The sequence below is a fragment of the Aeromicrobium sp. genome, from assembly GCF_049586495.1.
Classification (GTDB): domain Bacteria; phylum Actinomycetota; class Actinomycetes; order Propionibacteriales; family Nocardioidaceae; genus Aeromicrobium.
Genome location: NZ_JBAVCB010000036.1, coordinates 1 through 16264 on the forward strand (window position 1 = coordinate 1; position 16264 = coordinate 16264).

Genomic DNA, 16264 nt, shown 5'->3' on the forward strand with positions numbered 1-16264 from the left:
GCGTTCGGCTTCGGCTCGTTCGTTGAACAGGTCGGCCTCGACCCGCGCCACGAACCGCCGCAACCAGCCCCGTAGTTCGATGCTCGTGTGGGTGGCGGCGTAGCCGATCACCTTGGAGTCGAGCTTCGCGATGGAGGCCGGGCGGTGCAACTTGGCGATGGTGTCGGCGATCATCGTGATCCGGTACGCATCGACGCTTCCGGCGGCGAAAGCCGCCCACACTGTGGGCGAATGGTCGCGGACCGTCTGCGCGCAAGACAGTCGGCGGTGGACCTGCCCTTCGGACAGGTGCATCGCGACTGCGATCTCCAGGGCGATGGACCGCAGCTGAGCCTGACACTTGAAGTACTCCGGCGTGACTGCGTACTCGGTGACCAGCCGGTCGGAGTAGGCGAGCATCTCGGCCCATTCGACGTGTTCTGCACACGCGCGGGCCCGGGCGGCATCGGTGAGCCGAATTTTCGGATTCACCAGCGATTGCTGCGTATATTCAATCTAAAGAGGGGGTCTGACAACGCCTTTTCGACGTCGTTCGATGTCCACACCGGCCATGTCGGGCCTTCGACAGCGGCTCACCGTGCCGGCGCCCTCATTCGAGGGACTCTTTCGGGATGGCTGATTCAGGCGTACCTTCAAATCGGCGGCTCTCACCGCCCTGACGATGGAGATGATGATCATGCCCGAGTTCATGGACGTTCACCGCGGGATGAACGGCATCAGCGCGGAGGATTTGGCGGCGGCCCATGCGGCCGACCTCGCAATTCAGTCCGAGGAGGGAGTCGACTTCAAGCAAGCCTGGGCTGACCCCGAGAGCGGACATATCTACTGCCTGTCCGAGGCGCCCTCAGCCGAGGCCGTCCAGCGCATTCACGAGAGGGCCGGCCACCCTGCCGACGAGGTCCATCCGGTTCCGCTCAAGGTCTAGGCGGACATCGGAAAGTCCGTGGATCGAGGCTCAGGTCCGGGCTTCGAGGACCTTCTTCAGTCTGGCCAGATCCTTCTGATTCGCCCGTCGCATGAAGGTTGACATCATCGGCGCGGCCACCTTGCCGAAGCCACTGGGCTCGCCCGCATTGCGCAGCGTCATCCGGGTTCCGCCGCCTGGCACGTCCTGCCAGGTGTAGGTGGTCTGCATGGGGAACGGCCCTTCAGCCGTGCTCATGACGAACCGCTCGTCCGCGACGAGGTCGCGCACTTCGTACGTGTAGGCGATGCGACGGCCGAGGAACTCCGCCGCGAACGCGATGCGTGAACCCACGACCACAGGACGAGGGGTCTGCCACTCGACGGTCTTGATGTTGACGTACCACTCGGTGGCGTTGTCCGGGTCAGACGCGTATGCGGCCACCACGGATCGCTCGCAATTGATCTCGATCGAGGTCTCGACGTCGACAGCCACGCCTCGATCGTACGCCCGTGGAAGGGGTCAGCCGACGGTCGTGCCCGCGGTGATGACGCCGGCGCCGACGAGAATCAGGACCAGGGCGCCGAGGCCGACGCGGTAGGCGACGAACGGGGCGTAGGAGTGGGTGCTCACGTACTTCAGGATCCAATGGATCACTGCCAGGCCCACCACGAACGACACGACGGTGCCGACGACGGTCGGGCCCCATCCGTACGCGTTGTCCCCGCCGATGTCCTTGAGCTTGTAGACGCCTGCGCCCACGACGGCCGGGATGGCCAGCAGGAAGGCGTAGCGGGTGGCCACGGCGCGCTCGTAGCCGAGGAAAAGGCCCATGCTGATGGTCGCGCCGGAGCGGGAGACCCCGGGCACCAGCGCCCCGGCCTGGGCGACGCCGAGCAGCACGGCGTCTCGAGCGTTGAGCTGATCGAGCGGCTTGACCTTGCGGCCGAACTTCTCCGCCAGACCGAGGACGAGTCCCAGCACGATCAGGGTGGTGCCGATGACCCACAGGTTGCGGAACTCGCGATCGATCAGGTCTTGCAGCAGCAGGCCCAGGATCACGATCGGCAAGGAGCCGATGATGATGAACCAGCCCATCCGCCACTCGGGAGCCCGCCGGGCTTCCTTGGAGAACACGCCTCGCACCCAGCCCGAGCCGATCGTCCAGATGTCGTGCCAGAAGTACAGCAGCACCGCCAGCTCGGTGCCGATCTGCACGACGGCGGTGTACGCCGCGCCGGGGTCCTCCCAACCGAGCAGCTTGGGAACGATCGCCAGGTGCGCACTGCTGGAGATCGGAATGAACTCCGTGAGCCCTTGGACGATGCCGAGTACCACGGCGCGCATGAGATCCACGCGCCGAGAGTACGCCGTGCGAGCCTCCGCCGGACTGCGCCCCGCCCCCACTAGCCTGTCGACATGCAGCTGCGCCGAGTCGGACGCTCCGGACTGGAGGTCTCGCGCATCGGCTTGGGCACCATGACCTGGGGCGCCGACACCGATGAGTACGACGCCGCCGACCAGCTCACCGCTTTCCGCGACGTCGGTGGCACGCTCATCGACACGGCCCCCATCTACGGCAATGGCGCGTGCGAGCCGCTGCTCGGCACCCTCCTGGCCCAGGCCGACTGCCGCGACGACGTCGTGCTCGCCGGCAAGGCGGGGTTCGTCCGCCGTGGCGACTCGATCGTCAAGGACGGCTCGCGACGCGGCCTGTTGGCCCAGCTCGATCGCTCGCTGCGCGACCTGGGCACCGATCACCTTGACCTGTGGCAGATCCACTCCCCCGACACGTCGGTGCCGCTGGAGGAGAGCCTTGCGGCTCTCGAGCACGCCGTGGCCACGGGGCGCACCCGCTATGTCGGCATCTCCAACTTCACGGGGTGGCAGACGGCGTTCAGCCACACCTGGCTGGCCCCACGTGCGGCCGCACTGCCTCTGATCAGCAACCAGGTCGAGTACTCGTTGGTCAACCGAGATCCCGAGGACGACGTGGTCGACGCTGCCGAGTACCTCGGCATGGGCTTGTTCGCGTGGTCACCGCTGGGGCGTGGCGTCCTCACCGGCAAGTACCGCACCGGCACTCCGGGCGACTCGCGTGGCGCGCAGCCCGGGTGGGACGAGTTCGTCGGTCAGTACCTCACGCCAGAGAGGTCCGGAACGATCGAGGCGCTGGCACGTGCTGCCGACGGTCTGGGCGTTCCGATGGGTCACGTGGCCCTGGCGTGGTTGTTCCAGCGGCCAACCGTGGCAGCAGCGATTGTCGGCGCCCGCACCACGGACCAGCTCACGCAGAACCTTGGCGCCGACTCGGTCGACCTGCCTGGCGAGATCCTGGCCGCACTGGATGACGTCTCACAGAAGGAGCCGCGGTGATGGAGTACGAATTCTGGAATCTGACCATCGACCGCTCCAAGTCCCGCAACGCGGTGTGCCACATGCTCACCCAAGCCGCTGAGTACCAGGGTTGGGAGCTCGAACGGCTCCGCAGGGACGTCACTGGCAAGCGCACCGTGCGCCTGCGACGCAAGATCATCCGCCTCCGTAGCACGCTGTAGTCGTGGAACCACGCCAGGCCGCGATCGAGACCTACCGCTATCTGCGGGTGGGCATCGTCGCTCTGGCGCTGCTGCTGGCCATGGCCGTCGTCGGCGAGATCGTCGTGGGCGATGCGGGGCTCCTTGGGTCGATCAGTGCCTACTACTTCACTCCGGTCCGCGACGTGTTCGTCGGAGTCCTGGTCGCCCTGGGGCTTGGCCTCATCGTCATCAGAGGTCGCGGCGTGGAGGACGTCCTGCTGAATCTCGCGGGCATGCTCGCTCCCGTCGTGGCCTTCGTCCCGACGCCCGTCACTGACAGCGTTCGATCGTCGCTCGGATCCACCCCTGCACCCACGGCCGACGCGATGTGGGCGCTGATCGCGCTCGGTGTGCCCGCTTTGGCCTTTGCGGTCGCGACCGCGAGACGACTGGACGGCGACGCCCGGACCGCGGCGATGCGCGGCGCAGCGGCGGGTGCGATCACCGTCGTGTGTTTTGGCGCGTGGCTCGGGATCGACGATCAATCATTCCTGCAGGCAGCCCACTACGCCGCTGCCGTGGGCATGTTCGGCGTCTTCGTCGTGGTGGCTCGATTGAACGCGGTCTCGGCCCGCGATGACGTCGAGGGCCCGGTCGTGGCGATGCTGCCGGCCCAGCGTCGACGCACCGCCTACGCGACCATCAGCTGGTCCATGCTGGGCACGGTGGTCGTGGCCGGACTGCTGGGCCCGCTGCAGCTGACTGGCAGCACCCCGGTGCCCCACTGGTTGTTCTGGGTCGAATCGATCCTGCTGGCCCTGTTCGCCGCATTCTGGGCTCTGCAGACCATCGAGTACTGGCGCGACGGCGTCCCCTTGATGGACAGCGACTGACTTCAGGTCCATCATCGGGGCATCGGGGCTTCGAAGGAGCACTCCCATGGTCGCTTCGCATCCGCTGCTCACGGAGCCGGGCTACGTCACGGACGGAGGTCTGGAGACCGATCTGGTCTTCCATCACGACTTCGACCTGCCCGAGTTCGCTGCGTTCCCGTTGCTCACCGATGAGCGTGGCCGTGCCGTGCTCGACGGCTACTACGACTCCTACGTCGACATGGCGCACCGAGCTGGCCTCGGCGTCATGCTCGAGACGCCTACCTGGCGGGCGAACCAGGACTGGGGCACGCGGGTCGGTTACGACGCACCCGCGCTCGATCAGGCGAATCGCCACGCCGTCGATCTGGTTCGCCAGGCTGCGAGGCGGTCACCTCTCACCCCTGCTCTGATTTCGGGGATCGTGGGTCCACGTGGCGACGGCTACGTGGTCGCGGAGCGGCCGACTGTCGACGAGGCAGCTGCGTACCACTCTGCGCAGGTCGCGTCGCTGACAGCTGCAGGCGTGGACCTGGTGCACGCGATGACCATCACGACCCCCGAGGAGGCGATGGGCGTGGTCACGGCTGCTCGGTCGGCCGGGATTCCGGTCGCCATCTCCTTCACGGTCGAGGTCGACGGACGGCTGCCAGACGGAGCGCCGCTGGGCGAGTCCATCGAGGCGGTCGATGAGATGGCGTCGCCGGACTGGTTCGGCATCAACTGCTCCCATCCCACGCACATCGCCACGGCCCTCGACGGAGGTGGCTGGCAGGAGCGCGTGGTGTCCCTGCGTCCCAACGCTTCGACGATGAGCCATGCCGAGCTCGATGCCATGGAGGTGCTCGATCCCGGCGACTTGGGTCTGTTGACTGCCTCGTTCCACGACATCCGCGCTCAGTTTCCGAATCTTTCGATCGTCGGCGGGTGCTGCGGCACCAGTGCGGGCCACGTGGCTGCACTGTGGAACCTCTGAACGGTCTCAGGCGAAGTTGAGGAACTCATCGAACACGCGCGATCCGAACTCGAGAGCGGAGACGGGGACGCGCTCGTCGACCCCATGGAAGAGTGCGGTGAAGTCGAGGTCAGCGGGCAGTCGCAGGGGCGTGAAACCGAAAGAGGTGATGCCCAGCTTGTGCCAGGCCTTGGCGTCGGTGCCGCCGGACATCAAGAATGGCGCGATGTGCGCCTCGGGGTCCTGGCTGTGCAGGGCGACTGTCATCGCGTCGACCAGGTCGCCCTCGAACGGGTACTCCAGAGCGGCATCGGTGATGTGTGGCTCGACGGTGACGTGATCACCAACGATCTCCTGCATGGCGGGCAGGAAAGTGTCTGCATGCCCGGGCAGGTACCGTCCGTCGACGTACGCAACGGCCTGCCCCGGAATCACGTTGTGCTTGTAACCCGCTTCGAGCATCGTCGGATTGGTGGAGTTCCTCAAACCCGCGCCGACCATGCGGATGGCCGGACCGAAGTGACTCATGATCTCCTCGGCCGATCCGTCCGTGCCGGTCAGCTCGGTGACCTTGGCGAGCAGCGCCTGCATGGACGGGCCGGGCTCTTCGGGCCACTCGTGATCGGCGATCGCCACCAGACTGCGTGCCAGGTGGGACACTGCGTTGTCGGTGTTGCGCATCGATCCGTGCCCGGCCGTACCGGTGGCGGTGAGGCGCATCCAACCGATGCCCTTCTCGCCAGACTCGATCAGGTAGAGCCGCTTGCCGCCCACCTCGGTGGAGAAGCCTCCGACCTCGCCGATGGCCTCGGTACAACCTTCGAACAGATCGGGGTGATGCTCGACCAGCCAGTGCGCTCCCATCCGGCCGCCGGCCTCCTCGTCGGCCGTGAAGACCAACAGGATTGGTCGCTCGGGGATCACGCCAGCGCGCTGGCGGGCGCGCACGACTGACAGCAGCATGCCGTCGAAGTCCTTCATGTCCACGGCGCCACGGCCCCAGAGATAGCCGTCCTTGACCTCGCCAGCGAATGGATCGACCGACCAGTCGGCGGCGTTGGCCGGCACGACGTCGAGGTGTCCGTGGATCAGCAGCCCCGGCCGAGCGGAATTCTGATGGCCCCACCGAGCCACGACGCTGGCGCGACCCTGCTCGGACTCGAAGATCTCCGACTCGATGCCGACCTCGGCCAGCGACGCGGCGACGTACTCGGCCGCCTTGCGTTCTCCCGGGCCGGACGCATCGCCGAAGTTGGTGGTGTCGATGCGGATCAGGTCACGGCAGATATCGAGCGCTTCGGCCTCCGGTGAGTACCCCATGGTGCGACCCTACCTACGCGGGCCTGCTGAGCACGCCGTCCAGCACCCGCGCGAACAGCGCCTCGCTCGACCGTCGGACCAGACCTGAGGCGAACCGCGGCACACCGCGCACGGTGATGTCCTCGCGCCACACGACTCGACTGCCTCCCCTGAATTCAGTGCTGTCGTAGGGCTCGACCTCGAGCTCCGCCCAGCCGGTCACGAAGCGTCCGGTCTTGACCAGCTTGCAGTACGCCGGCTCGGTCCACTCCTCGATCTCCATGGGGTCGTCGAAGCCGACTCGACCGATCCCGGTGCGGGCCAGGAAACCGGTGTCGGTGCGGCGGATGGTCGTCAGCGGGACGTAGTCGCCGTGCCGCTCCCATCGGGTCAGCCGGGCCCACGCCTCGGACGGGTCCAGAGCCACCACGCGGACGATCTCGAATTGGGTCACGGCATGATCGTAGGCATGACCATGTCATTCGCGTCGCCCGAGGACGCCAAGCTGCGCCTCGCCACGGCGGGCTATCTGGCCTCGGACGCGGTGGCCACCACGGTGTTTCTGGCTGCCACGTTGGGCAAGCCCCTGTTGGTCGAGGGCCCGGCCGGGGTCGGAAAGACCGAGCTTTCTCGTGCCGTGGCCGAAGCCTGTGACGCCGAGCTGATCCGGCTGCAGTGCTACGAGGGCGTTGACGAGGCCCGCGCGTTGTACGAGTGGAATCACGCCAAACAGCTGCTGCGGATCACGGCTGGCCGTGACGAGTCGTGGGACGACGCACGCACCGACATCTTCAGCGAGGAGTTCCTGCTTCCCCGCCCGCTGCTGCAGGCCATCCGCCGTGACGGGCCCACCGTTCTGCTGATCGACGAGACCGACAAGGCCGACGTCGAGATCGAGGGCCTGCTGCTGGAGCTACTTGGCGACTTCCAGGTCACGGTTCCCGAGCTAGGTACCATCGTCGCCACCCAACGACCGTTCGTGGTGCTCACGTCCAATGCCACGCGCGAGCTGTCCGAGGCCCTGCGGCGCCGATGCCTGTTTCTGCACCTGGACTTCCCCGACGCCGATCTGGAGACCGACATCGTGCGGCTCAAGGTGCCGAACCTCGACCAGACACTGGCCGACTCGATCATCCGGGTCGTCAACGCACTCCGGGCCATGCCGCTGCGCAAGGCTCCGTCGGTGTCGGAGTCCATCGACTGGGCCCGCACCCTGATGGCTCTGGGCGCCGACATTCTCGACGACGAGGTGGTCAAGGATTCCCTCGGCGTCATCCTCAAGCATCACGACGACATGGTGAAGGCCACCGCGAAGCTGGATCTCGATTCGGTGCTCGGCACGCCATGACTGTCGCGGCGGCGGACCACGACGGGGAGGATCTTCCCGCGCGGCTCGTGGCGTTCGTCGGTGCGTTGCGGAGCAAGGGAATCCCGGCCGGCACCAGCGAGACGGTCGACGCCGCGGCGGTGATCGAGGTGCTGGGTCTGGACCATCGATCGGTGCTGCGGGAGGGGCTCGCATCGGCGCTGGTGCGGCGGGGCGGGCAGCGCGACGTGTTCGACATGACCTTCGATCTGTTCTTCCCCGCTGGCGTCGGGCTTCCGCAGGCGGTCCTGGACGCTCGCGACGCCGACGGTGAAGCGATGGATCTGGACGACCTGCGCGATCTGCTCGCGATGGCGCTGGCTGACGGCGATCTACGCACTCTGGAACAGGTGGCCGAGCTGGCGGTGGACGCCCTCGGCGAAGTCGGCATGCCGGGCACGGCCACCGGCGGCTGGTCGGCTTACCAGACGCTGGAGCGCATGCGTCCTCAGACGCTGATCGCGCAGATCATCGCGATGAGCGGATCTGGTGGCATGCCGGGGCAAGGCTCCGGCGACGGGGGGCCGGGTCGGGCCCAGCAGACGCCAGATGGCTTCACCGAGCGTCTCGAGCGCGAGGAACTGCGCCAGGCCATCGAGCTGTTCCGCCAGATGGTGCAGGCCGAGGCACGTCGTCGCACGGCCGAGGTGCGCGGTCGAGAGGTCGTGACCCGACACGCCGTGCGCGCAGGAACTGGGTCGATCGACTTCCTCAGCGCCAACCGGCAACAGCTTGAGGAGCTGCGCCGGACGGTGCAGCCACTCGCCCGCCGCCTCGCCACCCGGCTGGCGGCACGCCGACGCAAGAACCAGCGTGGGCGGATCGACATCCGCCGCACTCTGCGCCGCGCCATGGGCACGGGCGGTGTGCCCATGGATCCGGTCTACGCCAAGCCGCACCCAACCCGCCCCGAGCTGGTGCTGCTGTGCGACGTCTCCGGCTCGGTGTCGGGCTTCTCCAGCTTCACGATGCATCTGGTGCAAGCACTCAGCAGCCAGTTCAGCAAGGTGCGAGTGTTTGCCTTCGTCAACGCGATGGACGAGGTCACCGATCTGGTCACGCCCGACGAGGACGACCTCAGCGGGCGCATCTCTCGCGAGTCGCGGATCACCAAGTGGCACACCAGCAGCGACTATGGCGAGGCACTCGGCGACTTCGCGGAGGACTACCTGGGTGCGGTCGGTCCGCGCACGTGCGTCTTGATCCTCGGCGACGGCCGCAACAACAACCAGGACCCGAACTTCGGCGCCCTCCGCGAGATCTCGCAGCGTTCGCGGCGCACCTTCTGGCTCAATCCCGAGAGTGCCATGCGGTGGGGCCTGGGCGATTCGGTCGCCCCCGCCTACGCCGACATCGTCGAGATGCACGAGTGCTGCACAGTCGACCAGCTGACCCGATTTGTCTCACGGCTCCTCCCGGTCTGAACGACGCTTCGATACGTGTCGACGCACCTTCCACGTCCGGATGACCCGGCCATCGACTCGAACTTCTGGGGCAGGGCTGACCGGGGTGACCCCCTAGCGTGGTGCCATCCGGATGGCACCGTCGAGTCGGATCGTCTCGCCGTTGAGCATGGGATTTTCAACAATCTGCTGGGCCAGCTGGGCGTACTCGGCCGGGTTGCCGAGGCGGCTGGGGTGCGGGACCTGCTGGCCCAGCGAGGTCCGGGCCTCCTCGGGCAGACCGGCGAGCAGCGGCGTCTCGAAGAGTCCCGGCGCGATCGTCATGACCCGGATGTTCAGCGAGGCGAGGTCGCGAGCAATCGGCAACGTCATGCCCACGATGCCGCCCTTGCTCGCGGAGTAGGCGGCCTGGCCGATTTGTCCATCGAACGCCGCGACGGACGCGGTGTTGATGATGACGCCGCGCTCTTCGCCCACCGGGTCGAGGAAGCTCATGCGCTCGGCGGCCAGCCGCAGCACGTTGAACGTGCCGATCAGGTTGATGTCGATGATGCGCTGAAACTTGTCAAGCGGGTAGGGACCCTTCTTGCCCACCGTCTTCACGGCGTCGCCGGTGCCGGCGCAGTTGACGGTGATCCGCAGGTCGCCGATCTCGGCGGCCACATCGAGGGCCTGGGTCACCGCTGCCTCGTCCCGCACGTCGCCGGGCGAGAACCTGACGGAATCACCGAGGCGTGCGACGACCTCCTCGCCGGCCGAACCGGGCAGGTCGATGATGGTGACCTTGCCGCCGGCGGCGACCAGCGCCTCGACGGTGGCCAGGCCAAGTCCGGATGCGCCTCCGGTGACCAGGGCGACGGTGTTCTTGATGTCCATGGGTGTGCTCTCCTTCGAGTGAACGATGCTGAGGTTATCGCTATGGGTCAGACTCACGTCATGGCGTTGCGCGCGGTGGGTCGATGGCTGCTGGGTGGCTCTCTGGTCCTCGTTGGAACGGCCCACCTCACCGTGGCTCGAGACGCCTTCCGCGCTCAGGTGCCGGACTGGTTGCCGGGTGAGAACGTCATCATCGTCGCGTCAGGCGTGGTCGAGATTGCGTTCGGCCTGTCCCTGGTCCTGCTGACGCGGCACCGGGTGCTGGTGGGCTGGCTGGTGGCGGCCTTCTTCTTGGCAGTGCTGCCGGGAAACATCAGCCAGCTGGTGACACACACCGACGCCTTCGGGCTGGACACCGACCGGGCTCGGGCCGTCCGGCTGTTCTTCCAGCCGGTGCTCGTGGCCTGGGCCCTGTGGTGCACCGGGGCGTGGGAGGCATATCGACATTGGCGTGGGCGCCGACGGGTCCGTATGTTGGATCGCTGAGGACAGGGGACACACGTGTTGGCGGATCGGTACGAGCTCGATCACGAGATCGGGCGCGGCGGCATGGGCTCGGTGCGGCTGGCCCATGACACGTTGTTGGACCGCACCGTCGCGATCAAACAGATCGGGAAGAACGGCGGAAGCGCGCCTGACTTCGATCGCGCCGAGCGCGAGGCGCATCTCGCGGCCCGGGTCAACCACCAGAACGTCGTGGCCGTGTTCGACCTCGTTCACGAGGACGGAGGCCAGTGGCTGGTCATGGAGCACGTCGACGGGCCGACCCTTGGCGCCTGGGTGAGCGAGCGCGGCCCGATTGATCCTGACGACATGGCGCGGATCGTCCAGCAGGTCGCGGGGGCCCTGGCTGCCGCCCACGATCACGACATCGTGCACCGGGACGTCAAGCCCTCGAACATCTTGTTGACCGGCCATGGGGTCGCCAAGCTGTCGGACTTCGGGATCGCCCGGGCTCAAGCCGATGCGTCGTTGACCCAGACCGGCCTTGTCACGGGCTCCCCCGCTTATCTCTCCCCCGAAGTGGCCACCGGGCAGCTGGCCACGTCTGCCAGCGATGTCTGGTCTCTTGGAGCGACGATCTTTCATGCGCTGTCCGGCCGAGCACCCTACGAGGTCGGCGACAACGTCCTGGGCACGATGTATCGCATCGTCCACGAGGAACCGCCACGGCTGGAAGAGTCCGGCCATCTGGGAGAGCTCGTCGCCGCCATGATGCAGCAGGACCCAGCTCTTCGGCCGACCATGCTCGAGGTGCAGTCGATCGCGGCTGGACAGCCGTCGCCCACGACCGTTGGCATCGCCGCCACTCAGACGATGGCCGCGATGTCCGCCGCGGCTGATCCCACTCCGACGTCCGCCTTCCGTCCGCTCGCCGGTCCGGTCGTGCGGATTCCCACCATCCCCCAGCACCAGCGCCGCTTGTGGTGGGCCGGAGGGGCCGTGGCAGCGCTGCTCGCGGCCGTCCTGCTGGCCGCCACCGTGGGTGCACGTTCGCCGGCGGTGGACCCTGCGGCAGCCTCACCCGAGGCGACCACCGAGACGAAGACGGCGCCAGATCCCACTCCGACCCCGACAGAGGAGCCGTCGCCGGTGGCCGAAACCGACGACGCCCGGATCGAGCGATTCGCCACGGACTACCTCACCGCGGCCAGCAGCAACCCGGCGGACGGGTTCGCGATGCTGACGGAGAAGTACCAGAAGAAGAGCGGTGGGTTCGAGGGTTACAACGATTTCTGGTCACAGGTCAGCAACCCGGATGTCGCGACTGTCCAGGGCGACGCCAAGAAGAAGACCGCGACCTACACGTACTCCTACGATTTCGGAGACAACGATCGACGCACCGAGACGGTTGTCTTGAAGCTCAAGGAGAAAGATGGCACCTACCTGATCGACGGCACTGGGTAGGAGTGACCCGCATCACGGGTGCGTTTCTCGCGTCTCGGAGGACGTCGCGATAAGGTGAGGCAACCCAAAGTTAGTTAGGACTTACCTCATCGTGATCACTGTCGCCCGCCGTAGCCGCGTCGCCGTCGCGCTCGCCTTGGCAGCCGCGCTCACCGTCTCGTCATGCGGTGTGATCGGTGTCGACGACGGTCCGTCCATCACGGTGTACAACGCGCAGCACGAAGAGCTGCTCGCCGAGCTCGCACCGGCCTTCACCGAGAAGACCGGCATCGAGGTGAAGCTGCGTTCCGGCAGCGACCTCGAACTGGCCAATCAGCTGGTCCAGGAAGGGTCCGCCTCGCCAGCTGATGTGTTCTTGACAGAGAACTCCCCCGCGATGTCGTTGGTGGAGAGCAAGGGACTGTTCAGCCCGCTCAAGCCCGCAACCCTGGCCCTGGTCCCGCAGCAGTACTCGCCAGAGAGCGGGAACTGGATGGGATTCGTCGCGCGCTCGACCGTCCTGGTGTACAACACCGATCGAGTCGCCGAGGAGGATTTGCCCGCCAGTCTCCTCGACCTGGCCGATCCGAAGTGGCGAGGCCGCGTGAGCTTCTCACCGACGGGGGCGGACTTCCAAGCCATCGTCAGTGCGGTTCTGGAGCAAAAGGGTGCCGCTGTCACGCGGGACTGGCTCGAGGGCATCAAGAGCAATGGCACGGTCTACCAGGGCAACAACGTGGTCCTCAAGGAGGTCAATGCCGGCACGGTCGACGTCGGAGTGATCTACCACTACTACTGGTATCGAGACCAGGAGGAGTCCGGCGAGAACAGCTCCAACTCCGCGCTGCACTACTTCGGCAATCAGGATCCCGGCGCATACGTGAGCGTCTCGGGGGCCGGTGTGCTCAAGTCCAGCAAGAACCGCTCTGACGCTGAGGCATTTGTCGCGTTCCTCAGTGACACCACGGGACAGCAACTGATCGCTGACAGTTACGCGCTGGAGTACCCGCTCAATCCAGCAGTTGATCTGGGTCGCGACGTGAAGCCGTTGTCCGAGCTGGAGCCGCCCGTGGTTCCTGCGTCGAAGCTCAACAGCCAGCAGGTCATCTCGCTGATGCAGGACGTCGGCTTCCTGTGAGCACCCGCGCGCCACTGCGGCGACGAAGCGGACGAGAGTCGGCCCCGACTCCCGTCGTCGTCATCGCTGCGGTGGTCGCGCTGGTGGCCCTGATCCCGCTTGGATTCGTGGTGGTCTACACCGTGACGCTCTCCCCTGGGCAGTCCTGGGACCTGCTGGTGCGTCCCCGGATGGGCGAGCTGCTGTTCAACACCGTCCGGCTGGTGGTGGCCGGCTGCTTCCTGAGCCTGCTGCTGGGGGTCGGGTGCGCCTGGTTGGTCGAGCGGTCCGATCTTCCGCTGCGCTCGATGTGGCACCTGTTGGCCACAGCTCCGCTGGCGATCCCCGCGTTCGTCAACAGCTACGGCTGGTCATCGCTGGCCCCGGGCGCCGAGGGATTCGGGGGGGCCCTGCTGATCGTGACGCTCTCGTACTTCCCTCTCGTCTACCTGCCGGTGGCGGCCTCGCTGCGGGGCATGGACCCTGCGCTGGACGACGTGGCGTACTCACAGGGCCTCAGCCGGTGGGAAGCCTTCACTCGCGTGACCGTCCCGCAACTGATGCCGGCGATGGTCGGTGGAGCCCTCTTGGTGGGACTGCACCTGCTCGCTGAGTTCGGCGCCTTGCAGATGTTGCGCTACCCGACCTTCACGACCGCCATCTACGACCAGTACCGTTCGTCGTTCAACAGCGCCGGAGCCAATCTGATCGCCACCGTGCTGGTGCTGTGCTGCCTGGGTCTGCTGCTGATCGATTTGCGCCTGCGGTCGAATCGTCGCTTCGCGCGGATCGGCTCGGGTGTCCCCCGCGACATCGTGGCCATCGAGCTGCAGCACTGGACCCGGCCGGCGCAGGTGGCGCTCACCGCCCTCGCGACCTTGTCCTTGGGGGTCCCGCTGTACAGCCTGACGCGCTGGATGATCGTGGGATCCTCGCTGTCCTTCCCGTTCGACGAGCTCGCCTCGGCGGCTGGAACCACGATCGTGCTGGGACTCACGGCGGCTGTGGCTGCCGTGCTCGCGGCAGCCCCCATGGCCTGGCTGGTCGTGCGCTATCGCGGCCGGGTGAGCACCACGCTGGAGCGCAGTGGATACATCGCCAACGCGCTGCCGGGGATCGTGGTGGCGCTGGCCCTCGTCACGGTGACGATTCGGTTGGCCCAGCCGCTGTATCAGACCGTGGCTCTGCTGCTCGTGGCCTACGTGATCTTGTTCCTGCCCCGAGCTCTCGTCACGGTGCGCGCGGCGATCGAGCAAGTTCCCCCGGTGCTGGAAGACGTGGCACATGGTCTCGGGACAGGCGCGATCGAGACGGCCCGCCGGGTGACCCTGCCGATCATCGCGCCGGGTGTGGGTGCCGGCTGCGCGCTGGTGTTCCTGGCGGTCAGCACCGAGCTGACCGCCACCTTGCTGCTCGCTCCGATCGGCACCACGACCCTTGCGACGCAGTTCTGGGCCAGCTCCTCGTCGCTTGCCTATGCCGAGGCTGCCCCGTATGCGGTGCTGATGGTGCTGATCTCGCTCCCGGCGACGCTGTTGCTCAGTCGCCGCCCGACGGCGGTGGTCGCATGAGCGGCCTGCAGGTCCGTGGCGTGCGCAAGAGCTTCGGTGACGTGCTGGTGCTCGACGGTCTCGACCTGGACGTTGCTCGCGGCGACGTCGTGGCAGCGCTCGGCCCGTCTGGCGGCGGCAAGACGACCTTGTTGCGCGTCATCGCCGGATTCCTCGACAGCGATGCTGGAGATGTCAGCTTCAACGACACGCCGTTCATCACTGCGGGCGTCGGAATCGCACCCCAGCAGCGTCACATCGGCTATGTGCCCCAGGAAGGCGCGCTGTTCCCGCACCTGGACGTGCGTGCCAACATCGTGTTCGGGTTGGCACGGGCCGAGCGTCGCTCCTTCGACCTGGCTGAGCTGATGCGTCTGGTCGATCTCCCCGTGCCGATCGCGACGCGCTTCCCCCACGAGCTGTCCGGAGGCCAGCAGCAGCGCGTCGCGCTGGCTCGCGCGCTGGCCCCGGGCCCGGATCTGGTGCTGCTCGACGAGCCGTTCTCCTCGCTCGACGCGGGACTTCGGGTCGAGACCGGCGAAGCGGTGATGCGAGCCCTCCGCACCTTGGGAGCCACCGCCGTCATGGTCACGCACGACCAGGGCGAAGCGCTGGCACTGACCGATCAGGTCGCGATCATCCGCGATGGTCGTGTCGTGCAGACCGCCACGCCGACGGATCTCTACCGCTCCCCGGCCGACGTCGGCGTCGCATCGTTCATCGGCGACGTCGTCCACCTGCCCGCGTACGTCAGCGGTGGGATGGCGACGTGTGGGCTCGGTGACGTCACAGTGGGCATGGATGCTCCTGCGGGCCACGGCGTGCTCCTGGTTCGTCCGGAGAACCTGCGGCTCGTGGGGGTCAACGAGGGCACTCCAGCGATCGTGGCCGAGGTCCGATTCTTCGGGCATGATGCGCTCGTCCGGCTGGTGACCGACGAGTCGTTGCCGCTGACCGTGCGCGTGCTGGGAAGCGACGCCCCCCTCGTCGGCTCGACCGTCGGGGTCAGCCTCACCGGCAGCCCCATCGTGTTCGGGCCCTCGACGTCATGACCACCACGCTCGGCCTCGATCAGTCGGTCCAGTCCGCTGTCTTCCAGCATCTGCGCGTCTTCGGAGATCGTCCTGCCTTGCTCACAGCCGATCGGGTCGTGACCTTTGCGGATCTGGCCGATCACGTCGATCGATCTGCGTGGGCCACAGGTCAGCGACGCCTCGTGGCGATCGCCGGAAGCACCAGCATCGAGACCTTGCAGGCCTACGTGACCGCTCTGGCCCACGGGCACGTCGTCCTGATGGTCCCGAGCGACGATCCGCAGGCGGCGGCTTCGATCCTCGAAGCCTATGACCCCGACGTCGTGCTGACCGACACCGATGGCCTGGTCGTGCACCGTGACCGCACGACGCACGATCTGCACCCCGATCTGACCCTGCTGATGTCCACCTCCGGGTCGACAGGATCGCCGAAGCTGGTCCGGTTGTCCCGCGAGAACGTGGTGAGCAACGCCGAATCGATC

At 66.9% G+C, this 16264-nt stretch carries 18 protein-coding genes and 1 pseudogene; 13 read left to right on the plus strand and 6 right to left on the minus strand.

The window, feature by feature from the left end:
• Positions 1 to 471: DUF222 domain-containing protein (locus tag WB508_RS01800; protein WP_423843162.1), on the minus strand; the 471-nt coding region annotated here is incomplete at its 3' end.
• A gap of 205 nt (positions 472 to 676) precedes the next feature.
• Here WB508_RS01800 and WB508_RS01805 point away from each other — a divergent pair.
• Positions 677 to 925, plus strand: coding sequence for an SCO4226 family nickel-binding protein (locus tag WB508_RS01805; RefSeq protein ID WP_423843163.1), 249 nt, complete (start codon positions 677 to 679; stop codon positions 923 to 925).
• 30 nt (positions 926 to 955) lie between these two features.
• Here the strand turns inward: WB508_RS01805 and WB508_RS01810 are convergent, their stop codons facing one another.
• Both WB508_RS01810 and WB508_RS01815 read right to left on the minus strand, forming a co-directional pair.
• The gene (locus WB508_RS01810; protein WP_423843164.1) at positions 956 to 1399 is read right to left on the minus strand and encodes an SRPBCC family protein; all 444 of its coding nucleotides are present in this window, start codon (positions 1397 to 1399) and stop codon (positions 956 to 958) included.
• A 27-nt stretch (positions 1400 to 1426) separates the two neighbouring features.
• The gene (locus WB508_RS01815) at positions 1427 to 2251 is read right to left on the minus strand and encodes an undecaprenyl-diphosphate phosphatase (RefSeq protein WP_423843178.1); all 825 of its coding nucleotides are present in this window, start codon (positions 2249 to 2251) and stop codon (positions 1427 to 1429) included.
• Between the two features lie 72 nt (positions 2252 to 2323).
• Here WB508_RS01815 and WB508_RS01820 point away from each other — a divergent pair, with 72 nt between their 5' ends.
• The 4 genes from WB508_RS01820 to WB508_RS01835 are packed head-to-tail and all read left to right on the plus strand — an operon-like array spanning position 2324 to position 5271.
• A complete protein-coding gene (locus WB508_RS01820; RefSeq protein WP_423843165.1) occupies positions 2324 to 3280 on the plus strand; it encodes an aldo/keto reductase in 957 nt (318 codons plus the stop codon).
• On the plus strand, positions 3280 to 3462 hold the full coding sequence (locus WB508_RS01825) for a DUF5703 family protein (protein ID WP_423843179.1): 183 nt from the start codon (positions 3280 to 3282) through the stop codon (positions 3460 to 3462). Before WB508_RS01820 ends, WB508_RS01825 begins: the two co-directional genes overlap by 1 nt.
• A gap of 2 nt (positions 3463 to 3464) precedes the next feature.
• Positions 3465 to 4316, plus strand: coding sequence for a hypothetical protein (locus tag WB508_RS01830; protein WP_423843166.1), 852 nt, complete (start codon positions 3465 to 3467; stop codon positions 4314 to 4316).
• Between the two features lie 46 nt (positions 4317 to 4362).
• Complete coding sequence (locus WB508_RS01835) at positions 4363 to 5271, plus strand: homocysteine S-methyltransferase family protein (RefSeq protein ID WP_423843167.1); 909 nt, start codon at positions 4363 to 4365, stop codon at positions 5269 to 5271.
• A gap of 6 nt (positions 5272 to 5277) precedes the next feature.
• Here WB508_RS01835 and WB508_RS01840 read toward each other — a convergent pair whose 3' ends face one another.
• Together WB508_RS01840 and WB508_RS01845 are read right to left on the minus strand one after the other, a co-directional pair.
• Complete coding sequence (locus tag WB508_RS01840; RefSeq protein WP_423843168.1) at positions 5278 to 6570, minus strand: M20/M25/M40 family metallo-hydrolase; 1293 nt, start codon at positions 6568 to 6570, stop codon at positions 5278 to 5280.
• Between the two features lie 13 nt (positions 6571 to 6583).
• Positions 6584 to 7003 carry an SRPBCC family protein gene (locus tag WB508_RS01845; protein ID WP_423843169.1) on the minus strand — a complete coding sequence of 140 codons (420 nt, stop codon included), beginning with the start codon at positions 7001 to 7003 and terminating at the stop codon, positions 6584 to 6586.
• A 15-nt stretch (positions 7004 to 7018) separates the two neighbouring features.
• Between WB508_RS01845 and WB508_RS01850 the strand changes: the two genes are divergently transcribed.
• Both WB508_RS01850 and WB508_RS01855 read left to right on the plus strand, forming a co-directional pair.
• Positions 7019 to 7897 (plus strand): AAA family ATPase, encoded by an 879-nt coding sequence (locus WB508_RS01850; RefSeq protein WP_423843170.1) that lies wholly within the window; start codon positions 7019 to 7021, stop codon positions 7895 to 7897.
• Positions 7894 to 9339 carry a VWA domain-containing protein gene (locus WB508_RS01855; protein WP_423843171.1) on the plus strand — a complete coding sequence of 482 codons (1446 nt, stop codon included), beginning with the start codon at positions 7894 to 7896 and terminating at the stop codon, positions 9337 to 9339. Before WB508_RS01850 ends, WB508_RS01855 begins: the two co-directional genes overlap by 4 nt.
• A 93-nt stretch (positions 9340 to 9432) precedes the next feature.
• Here the strand turns inward: WB508_RS01855 and WB508_RS01860 are convergent, their stop codons facing one another.
• Positions 9433 to 10194 (minus strand): 3-hydroxyacyl-CoA dehydrogenase, encoded by a 762-nt coding sequence (locus WB508_RS01860; protein ID WP_423843172.1) that lies wholly within the window; start codon positions 10192 to 10194, stop codon positions 9433 to 9435.
• A 42-nt stretch (positions 10195 to 10236) separates the two neighbouring features.
• On the opposite strand from WB508_RS01860, the gene WB508_RS01865 reads away from it, so the two are divergent.
• The 6 genes and pseudogenes from WB508_RS01865 to WB508_RS01890 form a co-directional block, all read left to right on the plus strand.
• Positions 10237 to 10680: a DoxX family protein gene (locus WB508_RS01865; RefSeq protein ID WP_423843173.1), complete on the plus strand. Its 444-nt coding sequence runs from the start codon at positions 10237 to 10239 to the stop codon at positions 10678 to 10680.
• 15 nt (positions 10681 to 10695) lie between these two features.
• Positions 10696 to 12102 carry a serine/threonine-protein kinase gene (locus tag WB508_RS01870; protein WP_423843174.1) on the plus strand — a complete coding sequence of 469 codons (1407 nt, stop codon included), beginning with the start codon at positions 10696 to 10698 and terminating at the stop codon, positions 12100 to 12102.
• Positions 12103 to 12193: 91 nt separating this feature from the next.
• On the plus strand, positions 12194 to 13219 hold the full coding sequence (locus WB508_RS01875) for an iron ABC transporter substrate-binding protein (protein WP_423843175.1): 1026 nt from the start codon (positions 12194 to 12196) through the stop codon (positions 13217 to 13219).
• Positions 13216 to 14769, plus strand: coding sequence for an ABC transporter permease (locus WB508_RS01880; protein WP_423843176.1), 1554 nt, complete (start codon positions 13216 to 13218; stop codon positions 14767 to 14769). The genes WB508_RS01875 and WB508_RS01880 overlap by 4 nt, the downstream gene beginning before the upstream one ends.
• The gene (locus tag WB508_RS01885; RefSeq protein WP_423843177.1) at positions 14766 to 15800 is read left to right on the plus strand and encodes an ABC transporter ATP-binding protein; all 1035 of its coding nucleotides are present in this window, start codon (positions 14766 to 14768) and stop codon (positions 15798 to 15800) included. Before WB508_RS01880 ends, WB508_RS01885 begins: the two co-directional genes overlap by 4 nt.
• A pseudogene (locus tag WB508_RS01890) lies at positions 15797 to 16264 on the plus strand (hypothetical protein); the annotation flags it as partial. The gene WB508_RS01885 and the pseudogene WB508_RS01890, both read left to right, overlap by 4 nt.

Excerpts from the sequence above, each read along its gene's own strand:
- WB508_RS01805 (WP_423843163.1), top strand. The coding sequence starts at position 677 with ATGCCCGAGTTCATGGACGTTCACCGCGGGATGAACGGCATCAGCGCG.
- WB508_RS01815 (WP_423843178.1), bottom strand. The coding sequence starts at position 2,251 with ATGCGCGCCGTGGTACTCGGCATCGTCCAAGGGCTCACGGAGTTCATT.
- WB508_RS01820 (WP_423843165.1), top strand. The coding sequence starts at position 2,324 with ATGCAGCTGCGCCGAGTCGGACGCTCCGGACTGGAGGTCTCGCGCATC.
- WB508_RS01825 (WP_423843179.1), top strand. The coding sequence starts at position 3,280 with ATGGAGTACGAATTCTGGAATCTGACCATCGACCGCTCCAAGTCCCGC.
- WB508_RS01835 (WP_423843167.1), top strand. The coding sequence starts at position 4,363 with ATGGTCGCTTCGCATCCGCTGCTCACGGAGCCGGGCTACGTCACGGAC.
- WB508_RS01840 (WP_423843168.1), bottom strand. The coding sequence starts at position 6,570 with ATGGGGTACTCACCGGAGGCCGAAGCGCTCGATATCTGCCGTGACCTG.
- WB508_RS01850 (WP_423843170.1), top strand. The coding sequence starts at position 7,019 with ATGACCATGTCATTCGCGTCGCCCGAGGACGCCAAGCTGCGCCTCGCC.
- WB508_RS01855 (WP_423843171.1), top strand. The coding sequence starts at position 7,894 with ATGACTGTCGCGGCGGCGGACCACGACGGGGAGGATCTTCCCGCGCGG.
- WB508_RS01860 (WP_423843172.1), bottom strand. The coding sequence starts at position 10,194 with ATGGACATCAAGAACACCGTCGCCCTGGTCACCGGAGGCGCATCCGGA.
- WB508_RS01865 (WP_423843173.1), top strand. The coding sequence starts at position 10,237 with ATGGGTCAGACTCACGTCATGGCGTTGCGCGCGGTGGGTCGATGGCTG.
- WB508_RS01885 (WP_423843177.1), top strand. The coding sequence starts at position 14,766 with ATGAGCGGCCTGCAGGTCCGTGGCGTGCGCAAGAGCTTCGGTGACGTG.